Here is a 7,570-nt window from a genome sequence, read left to right as displayed (position 1 = left end):
ACCCTTGGCCGCCACCTCAATGAGGCGGGGTTTTGCGTTTCGGCGTCTGCCGGAAAGGGCTTAGGCCACTTTCGCCAGCTTGGCGGCGCGCTTTTCCTCGATGCGCTGGCGAGCGAGCTCGTCGGCGATGAGGTTGGACGGCCGGCCCTGGTCGGCGGACAGGTCGAGGATCTCGCCGAGCGTGGCTTCCAGACCGTCCAGCTTGCCCTGCACCCAGGCCGGATCGAAATCACCGGCGATCTCGCCCATCACATTGATGATGCCGCCGGCATTGATGACATAGTCCGGCGCGTAGATCTTGCCGCGCTTGAGGACTTCCTCACCCATGTCGCGCGTGGCGAGCTGGTTGTTGGCCGCACCGGCAATGATCTTCGCCTTGATACGGTCGATCGTGTCCATATTGATCACGGCGCCGAGGGCACACGGGGCGAAAATGTCGACATCCTGGTCGTAGATCTCGTCCAGGCCGACAATCGTGGCACCGTATTCCGCTTTCAGCTTTTCCAGGCCATCGACATTGATGTCGGTGATGAAGAGATCGGCGCCAGCCTTGGCCAGATGACCGGCCAGATAGGTGCCGACATGGCCGGAGGCGCCCTGGATGGCGATCTTCACACCATTGAGGTCGCGCTTGCCCAGGCCGCGCTCGGCGGTCACCTGGATGCCGCGGAACACGCCCTCGGCCGTCACCGGCGACGGGTCACCCGACGCCGCCTTGCCTTCCGGCAGGCCGACCACATGGGCGGTGGAGCGGCGCACGGCCATCATGTCGTCGGGGCTCACGCCGACATCTTCAGCGGAGATGTACTCGCCATTGAGGCTTTCCACGGCGCGACCGAAGGCCTCGAACAGGGCCTGGCGGTCAAACGCGCCTTCCGGCTTCATGATGACGGATTTGCCGCCGCCGATCGGCAGATCGGCCATGATATTCTTGTAGCTCATGCCCTGGGACAGACGCAGCACGTCGGTCAGGGCGGCTTCGGAATTGGGATAGGACCACATACGGCAACCGCCGCAGGCCGGGCCGCTGGCCGTCGAGTGGACACCGATGATGGCGCGCAGGCCGGTGACCTCGTCGGTCGCGAACAGAACTTTCTCGTGATTGTCGAAAGACGGATGCTCGAGAACACTCATTACGGGCTTACCCTCTTAAAGCGATGGCAGACGGGTCTGCAAAATCGGCGCTGGAATACCCTTTCGCGAGCTTCCGTTCAAGCGCTCAAAACCGCCTCAAATCGGGATTATGATAAAATTTCTTCAATGCGGCATCGCAGCAATGGGAGAATATTTGCCGCGAACCAGGGGTTTTTGCGAATCCAGGCATTATTTCGCCAGGACGGGTGCGGCAGAGGCAGGAATTCCGGCGCATAATTCATTGCATCCCGCACGGTTTCCGTGAGCGTCTTGTGCATGCGCGAACCCAGATAGAAGCGCTGGGCATACTGGCCGACCAGCAGGGTCAGCCGGACCTGCGGCAAGGCTGCCCTCACCTTCTCCTGCCACAGGGGCGCGCATTCCCGCCGCGGCGGCAGATCCCCGCCCTTCTCGTCCAGACCGGGAAAGCAGAAGCCCATCGGGGCAATCGCGATCCGGCTTTCATCATAGAAGAGCGTCTCATCCACCCCCATCCAGTCGCGCAAACGGTCGCCGGACGGATCGGTGAAGGGCTTGCCGGACGCATGAACGCGCGTGCCGGGCGCCTGGCCGACAATCAGGATGCGGGCTGTGGCCGAGGCCCGGATCACCGGGCGCGGTTCATGCGGCAGCGCCGCGTCGCAGTGGCGGCAGGCGCGAATCTCGGCGAGAAGCCTGTCCAGGTCAGGCGCGGCCAATGCGCCAGACGCCCTTGAAATTCTCCGGATCCTCGACCGGCTTGCCCTTGCGCAGGATCGACACCTTGCCGGCCACAGCCAGACGGATCGCCGCCTGGCGGACATGGCCGAATTTGCGATTGAAACGCTCCGGATCAATCGCCTTGGCGACATCGGCCGGCGAGATGGAACGGCCCTCGGGCGCTTCGGACACCAGTTTCAGGATGGCCGCTTCAATGGGATCAATACCGGTGTCTTCGCTCATGGTGCTCTCTCAACCCTTCATGGGCGGCAGGGAATACGTTGCGTGGGCCTGTGCAATCAACTCCCCTGTCTCCACCGAGGTGATATCACAATCGGTAACCGCCAGCCGCTTGCCCAGTTTCAGCAGGCGGCAATGGCCGATCACGGCGCCCGGCGGGGCCTTGCGCAGGAAGTTGATCGAGAGATTGGTGGTCACGGCCAGAGCCTGTTTGCCGACATGGCCGAGGATCACGGCATAGGCGGCGAAATCGGCGAGGGTGAACAGGGTCGGTCCGTTCACCGTGCCGCCGGGGCGCAAATTGTTCTTGCCGGCTTCCTGGGTCACTTCCGCCCGGCCCGGCGTGATCGACTGGATGCCCAGACCGCCGGAACTCCATTGCGGGAACACCTCGTTCAGATAGGCGGTGACCTCCTCCGCCGTCATCTCGACCGTATAGTCCATATCGTCCCTCCGCGAGGCTGTCCTGCACGGGAACCGAGACAGGCGGCGCATGTTATTGTCTGATTGCGCTCAGCATTCCTGCCGCGCCTGTCTGCGGCAAGCCCAAAAACCAGATGCCGAACGGACAATCGGATGCGCCGCGACCACCGCCCCTACTGGATGCACAAGGCCTGGGAAGGCTTCGAGAATGCCTGGGCGCGGCATTTCCTGACCCCGCATTTCGACGAAATCGGTGTGGATCCGAAAATCGTCCTGCCCTGGCATGTCGAGGTTTTCGGCCCGAACATCACCGCCGGTGAGCGCATCCATATCGTCGCCACGGCGGCCGATCCGGTGCGGCTGACGGTGTGGTCGCCGCAAACCCAGGCCGGGAAGATCACGCTTGGCAGCCATGTCTTCCTGGCGCCCGGCACCAAGCTGCTCGCGGCCGGGTCCATCGAGCTGGGTGATGACTGCCTGATCGCCAATCGCGTGACGATCACCGATTGCGACTGGCACTCCATCCATGACCGCGTCGATCCGCAACCGGCCTGGAAACCGGTGAAGCTGGAACGCAATGTCTGGATCGGCGATGGCGCCTATATCGGCAAGGGTGTGACCATTGGCGAGCATTCCGTCGTCGGTGCCCGTTCGGTCGTGGTGAAGGATGTCGAGCCCTACACGATTGTCGCCGGCAATCCGGCCCGGGTGATCCGCCGCATCGATCCGGACGAACCCATGCGTGCCCGCAGCGACATGTTCGCCGACCCGGTGGGCATGGACCGCTTCTTCGACACGGCCTATCGGCAGAGCCTCAAGGGCAATTCCACCCTGGGCTGGCTGCGCTCGCGGCTGTTTCCGCGGCGCGGGGATTAGCCGAACAGGCCCTGCGGCAGAGCGCCGACAGCGGCGCCTGTCATCAGCGTGGCCAGCGTGCCGGAGATCAGGGCGCGCGGGGCGAGCTGGAGGATGTCTTCACGGCGCGACGGAGCGATGGCGACCAGGCCGCCGGTCAGGATGCCGACCGAGGAGAAATTGGCGAAGCCGCACACGGCATAGGTCATGATCAGGCGCGAGCGGTCTGACAGGGCATCGCCGGTCTGGGCGAGCTGGTCATAGGCATAGACCTCGTTGAGCGCCGTCTTGAGCCCCATGATGGAGCCGGCCGTGGTGGCTTCGCTCCAGGGAATGCCCGCCAGCCAGACAATCGGGGCAAACAGCCCGCCCAGGATGCGGTCCGCCGTCAGCGGGCCGCCGAACACGTCCGGGAAAAGGCCCAGAAGCACATTCACCAGCGCGACCAGCGAGGTGAAGACCAGCAGCATGAAGATGATGTTGAAATAGAGCCGGATCCCGTCCGACACGCCGGTGGTCAGCGCGTCCATGGAGGAATGATAGATCTGGGTCGGGACTTTCTCTTTCAGCCGGTGCTGCTCGCCCTGCGGTTCCGCGGGCATCATGATGCGCGACAGAAGGACGGCGGCGGGCACAGAGATCAGCGAGGCCGTGAAGATATGGCCGGCCGCCCCGTCCAGCACGCCGGAAAGCTGGCTGACATAGAGCGCCATCACCGAGCCAGCGACCGTGGAGAAACCCACCGTCATGATCAGGAAGAGATCGGAGCGGGTCATGTCCGGCAGGCGCGGCCGGATCAGGACCGGGCTTTCCGTCATGCCCAGGAAGATATTGGCGGCGGCACCCAGGCTGGCCGAACCGGACAGGTTGAGCAGGCGCTGGAAGGCATAGGCAAAGCCGCGCACCAGGACTTCCAGGATCCGCCAGCGCCACAACAGCGCCGACAGGGCCGACAGCACGATGACCATGGGCAGGGCCTGGAAGGCGAAGAGGAAGCCGGACCCGCCGGCCGGATCGGTTTCCCAGGGCGCTTCACTGCCGGCCAGATAGCCGAACACGAATTGTGCGCCTTCATTGGTCACCTCCTGCAGCACGGCGACGACACCGGTCAGCGAGGACAGGAAGGCGCGGAAGGGCGGCAGAGCGTAAAGCAGCCAGGCGATCAGCAATTGCAGCCCAACAGCGCCCGCAAACAGGATGACCGGGAATTTCTTTTTCGGGCTGAGAAGCCAGGCAATGCCCGCAAGCGCAAAAAGGCCCACGAAGCTGCGGGCCTGCAGCAGAAGATCGTCCATGGAAGTCCCCAGTCACCGGAATGCCGGACCTTATTCCGCCTGCCCCCACGGTCGCAAGCACTTGCCTCAACGCAAAGGGCAGGAAATGCTGCACTGCATGAGCCGCAACCCCATCAAGACGCCCTGCGTGCAGGTCTGTTTCGTCGACCCGAAGGCCGGCGTCTGCGTCGGCTGTTTCCGCACGATGGAAGAGCTTGGGCGCTGGACGAAGTATTCCGACGAAGAGCGCGCCGCCATCATGGCCGCCCTGCCCGGGCGTGAAGACGCTTACCGGGAGGCGAAGAAGGCCTGACATGATGCGCCGTATCGCCGCCCAATCCGCCTTCGCGCTCGTCTTCTTCGGGATCGGCTTTCTGGTTCTGCGACTGCTGGCCTGGCCGTTTGAGGGCGCAGTGGGGGCGCCGACCCGGCTTCTGATGGCCTCAATGGCCGGCCTGCTGCTGGCGATTGCCTTTCTCGCCACGGCGATTGCCGGACGCGAACTGGCCCGCCGCAATCTGGCGGCCTGGGTCAGTGTCGGCGCGGCCTTCATCGCCATCGCCTTCATCGACCGTGATTATGACGCCTGGACCATCGACCGGATGTGGGGAGATGCGGGCCCGGAGTCGGCTTTCCTGATGGATGCGGCCGCCGATGGCTCCATCATCCTCAGTCGCAGTCCGGACGGGCATTACTATATCGACGCCCGGGTGAATGGCGGGCTGGTGACCTTCCTGGTCGATACCGGCGCCTCAATGGTCGCGCTCGACCTGGTCGATGCGCAGGCCGCGGGTATCCGGACGCAAAGCCTGGAGTTCGACCTGCCGGTCCAGACCGCTGCCGGACAGGCCATGGCCGCGCCGGTCATCATCCCGACGCTCGTCCTGGCCGGTCATCGGTTCGAGAATGTGCCGGGCGTGGTGATCCAGGGCGGCGGACGCTCGCTGCTGGGTATGTCGATCCTGAACCAGTTCGACGGGCTGGAAATCCGCGACGACCGGCTGATCCTGCGCCGCTAGGCAGCGGTGGCGGCCGTGATCGCCTCACGCACCAGCAGACAGCCGACAATCACCAGACCCACCGCGAAAAAGCGCTTCAGCGTCCGCTCCGGCAGGGAGTGGGCCAGTTTCGCGCCCAGCGGGGCAACAAAGAAGGCCGAACCGGCCAGCAGGGCAAAGCCCGGCAGGTTCACATAGCCCAGCGAGAAGGGCACAGCCTCCTGGCCCCAGCCATTGATGATGAAGCCGATCGCGCCCGGCGCGCCGATGGCGACACCGAAACCGGCCGCGGTGGCGACGGCCCGGTGGATCGGCTTGCCGCACAGCGTCATCAGGGTCACGCCCATCACGCCGCCGCCAATCCCCATCAGGGCCGACAGGATGCCGATAATTCCGCCCAGCACCCAGCGCAGCGGACCGGACGGCATGTCATCGGCCAGTTTCCAGTCCGGCCGGCCAAAGAAGAATTGCGCTGACAGGATCACCGCCGTGCCACCAAAAATCCCGGTCAGGACATAGCCCGGGATGAGGTGGGCGATGCGCGAACCGATCAGCGTGCCGATGATGATCCACAACGCCCAGCCCTTGAGCACGTCGAAATCGACGGCGCCGCGCTTGGCATGGGCATTCACGCTGCGCAGGGAGGTGGCGATGATCACGGCCAGCGAAGTGCCGACGGCGACCTGCATGATGCTGGGATCGTCATAGCCCAGGAATTGGAAGGCGTAATACATGGCCGGCACCATGACGATGCCGCCACCAATTCCGAACAGGCCGGCAATCAGACCGGCAAAAGCGCCCGTGGCCGCCATGGCCAGGACGAGGATCACGATATCGGTCATGTGCTACGCGGCCTCATCCCGCCGGGTTACGGCCGCCAGGGCCTCATCAACAACATCCAGCCCGGCGCCGCGCTTGGGCGCTTTCTCCGACAGGATACGCCGCCACATCCGCGCGCCGGGCTCGCCGGTGAACAGACCCAGCATGTGGCGGGTGATGTCGTGCAGGCGCGAGCCCTGTTCCAGACGGCGGGCGATATAGGGCTTGTAGGCTTCCACCACCTCCAGCCGCGTGGCGACCGGATCCGTGTCCGCGCCGAATATGCGGGTGTCGGCTTGGGCCAGGATGAAGGGCGTGTGATAGGCGGCGCGGCCGATCATCATCCCGTCCAGGCTCTCCGTCTCGGCCAGGCCCTGGTCGAGCGTTTCCAGACCGCCATTGAGGATGATTTCCAGCTCCGGGCGCTCGGCCTTGAGGCGGCGCACCAGATCATAGTCGAGCGGCGGGATGGAGCGGTTTTCCTTCGGGCTCAGCCCTTTCAGCCAGGCCTTGCGGGCATGGACGGCAAAGCTCTTCACCCCGGTCTGGCGCACCGTGTCGATCAGGGTGAAGAGTGCCGCGTCCGGCTCCTGGTCATCGACGCCGATCCGGCATTTCACCGTCACCGGCACCGAGACCGCCGCCTGCATGGCCGCCACGCAATCGGCCACCAGCTGCGGCTCCAGCATCAGACAGGCACCGAACCGGCCCGACTGGACCCGGTCGGAGGGGCAGCCGACATTCAGATTGATCTCGTGATAGCCATAGCCCTCGGCAATCCGGCTTGCCTCGGCCAGGTCGGCCGGATCGGATCCGCCCAGCTGGATGGCCACGGGATGTTCATCCGCCTCGAACCCGATCAGCTTGTCGCGATCGCCATGGATCACCGCCTTGTCGACCGCCATCTCCGTATAGAGCAGGGTCTGCCGCGTCAGGACGCGATGAAACGCCCGGCAATGCCGGTCGGTCCAGTCCATCATCGGAGCCACCGAAAGGCGGCGGTCGGGTTGCGCAGGCATTGTCATGTTGCGCGACATAGCGCGGGCGGGCCGCCTCGCCAAGCCAGCAAACCTATCCGGGCGCATTCTGCCAGGCCGCTCAAATTGGAATGATCGCGTTCACCCGGTT

Annotated in this window: 10 protein-coding genes; 3 read left to right on the top strand and 7 right to left on the bottom strand. The window is 64.6% G+C overall.

Annotated features, from left to right (window positions below; genetic code table 11):
• Nucleotides 1-60: 60 nt before the first annotated feature.
• The 4 genes from I0K07_RS13530 to I0K07_RS13515 all read right to left on the bottom strand — a co-directional run bounded on the left by I0K07_RS13530 (nt 61) and on the right by I0K07_RS13515 (nt 2,517).
• Nucleotides 61-1,134, bottom strand: a complete 1,074-nt coding sequence (locus tag I0K07_RS13530; protein WP_203294299.1) for a Leu/Phe/Val dehydrogenase — start codon at nt 1,132-1,134, stop codon at nt 61-63.
• A 107-nt stretch (nt 1,135-1,241) separates the two neighbouring features.
• Nucleotides 1,242-1,832 (bottom strand): uracil-DNA glycosylase family protein, encoded by a 591-nt coding sequence (locus I0K07_RS13525; RefSeq protein WP_238934867.1) that lies wholly within the window; start codon nt 1,830-1,832, stop codon nt 1,242-1,244.
• Complete coding sequence (locus I0K07_RS13520) at nt 1,819-2,076, bottom strand: DUF3253 domain-containing protein (protein WP_203294295.1); 258 nt, start codon at nt 2,074-2,076, stop codon at nt 1,819-1,821. The genes I0K07_RS13525 and I0K07_RS13520 overlap by 14 nt, the downstream gene beginning before the upstream one ends.
• A 9-nt stretch (nt 2,077-2,085) precedes the next feature.
• Nucleotides 2,086-2,517, bottom strand: coding sequence for a PaaI family thioesterase (locus I0K07_RS13515; RefSeq protein WP_238934865.1), 432 nt, complete (start codon nt 2,515-2,517; stop codon nt 2,086-2,088).
• Between the two features lie 132 nt (nt 2,518-2,649).
• Here I0K07_RS13515 and I0K07_RS13510 point away from each other — a divergent pair, with 132 nt between their 5' ends.
• Nucleotides 2,650-3,372 carry an acyltransferase gene (locus I0K07_RS13510; protein ID WP_203294291.1) on the top strand — a complete coding sequence of 241 codons (723 nt, stop codon included), beginning with the start codon at nt 2,650-2,652 and terminating at the stop codon, nt 3,370-3,372.
• On the opposite strand, the gene I0K07_RS13505 is transcribed toward I0K07_RS13510, so the two are convergent.
• Complete coding sequence (locus I0K07_RS13505; RefSeq protein ID WP_203294289.1) at nt 3,369-4,646, bottom strand: NupC/NupG family nucleoside CNT transporter; 1,278 nt, start codon at nt 4,644-4,646, stop codon at nt 3,369-3,371. The genes I0K07_RS13510 and I0K07_RS13505 overlap by 4 nt on opposite strands.
• Before the next feature lie 97 nt (nt 4,647-4,743).
• Between I0K07_RS13505 and I0K07_RS13500 the strand changes: the two genes are divergently transcribed.
• Both I0K07_RS13500 and I0K07_RS13495 read left to right on the top strand, forming a co-directional pair.
• Nucleotides 4,744-4,938: a DUF1289 domain-containing protein gene (locus I0K07_RS13500; RefSeq protein ID WP_203294287.1), complete on the top strand. Its 195-nt coding sequence runs from the start codon at nt 4,744-4,746 to the stop codon at nt 4,936-4,938.
• A gap of 1 nt (nt 4,939) precedes the next feature.
• Nucleotides 4,940-5,644 (top strand): retropepsin-like aspartic protease family protein, encoded by a 705-nt coding sequence (locus I0K07_RS13495; RefSeq protein ID WP_203294285.1) that lies wholly within the window; start codon nt 4,940-4,942, stop codon nt 5,642-5,644.
• Here the strand turns inward: I0K07_RS13495 and I0K07_RS13490 are convergent.
• Nucleotides 5,641-6,465: a sulfite exporter TauE/SafE family protein gene (locus I0K07_RS13490; RefSeq protein ID WP_203294283.1), complete on the bottom strand. Its 825-nt coding sequence runs from the start codon at nt 6,463-6,465 to the stop codon at nt 5,641-5,643. The two genes, I0K07_RS13495 and I0K07_RS13490, sit on opposite strands and share 4 nt — an antisense overlap.
• Before the next feature lie 3 nt (nt 6,466-6,468).
• Complete coding sequence (dusA, locus tag I0K07_RS13485) at nt 6,469-7,461, bottom strand: tRNA dihydrouridine(20/20a) synthase DusA (protein WP_238934863.1); 993 nt, start codon at nt 7,459-7,461, stop codon at nt 6,469-6,471.
• Between the last annotated feature and the right edge of the window lie 109 nt (nt 7,462-7,570).

The sequence above is a fragment of the Maricaulis parjimensis genome (assembly GCF_016817355.1).
Classification (GTDB): domain Bacteria; phylum Pseudomonadota; class Alphaproteobacteria; order Caulobacterales; family Maricaulaceae; genus Maricaulis; species Maricaulis parjimensis.
This window is presented reverse-complemented; position numbering and strand designations above follow the sequence as displayed.

Excerpts from the sequence above, each read along its gene's own strand:
- I0K07_RS13530 (WP_203294299.1), bottom strand. The coding sequence starts at position 1,134 with ATGAGTGTTCTCGAGCATCCGTCTTTCGACAATCACGAGAAAGTTCTG.
- I0K07_RS13520 (WP_203294295.1), bottom strand. The coding sequence starts at position 2,076 with ATGAGCGAAGACACCGGTATTGATCCCATTGAAGCGGCCATCCTGAAA.
- I0K07_RS13515 (WP_238934865.1), bottom strand. The coding sequence starts at position 2,517 with ATGGACTATACGGTCGAGATGACGGCGGAGGAGGTCACCGCCTATCTG.
- I0K07_RS13510 (WP_203294291.1), top strand. The coding sequence starts at position 2,650 with ATGCGCCGCGACCACCGCCCCTACTGGATGCACAAGGCCTGGGAAGGC.
- I0K07_RS13505 (WP_203294289.1), bottom strand. The coding sequence starts at position 4,646 with ATGGACGATCTTCTGCTGCAGGCCCGCAGCTTCGTGGGCCTTTTTGCG.
- I0K07_RS13500 (WP_203294287.1), top strand. The coding sequence starts at position 4,744 with ATGAGCCGCAACCCCATCAAGACGCCCTGCGTGCAGGTCTGTTTCGTC.
- I0K07_RS13495 (WP_203294285.1), top strand. The coding sequence starts at position 4,940 with ATGATGCGCCGTATCGCCGCCCAATCCGCCTTCGCGCTCGTCTTCTTC.
- I0K07_RS13490 (WP_203294283.1), bottom strand. The coding sequence starts at position 6,465 with ATGACCGATATCGTGATCCTCGTCCTGGCCATGGCGGCCACGGGCGCT.
- dusA (WP_238934863.1), bottom strand. The coding sequence starts at position 7,461 with ATGCCTGCGCAACCCGACCGCCGCCTTTCGGTGGCTCCGATGATGGAC.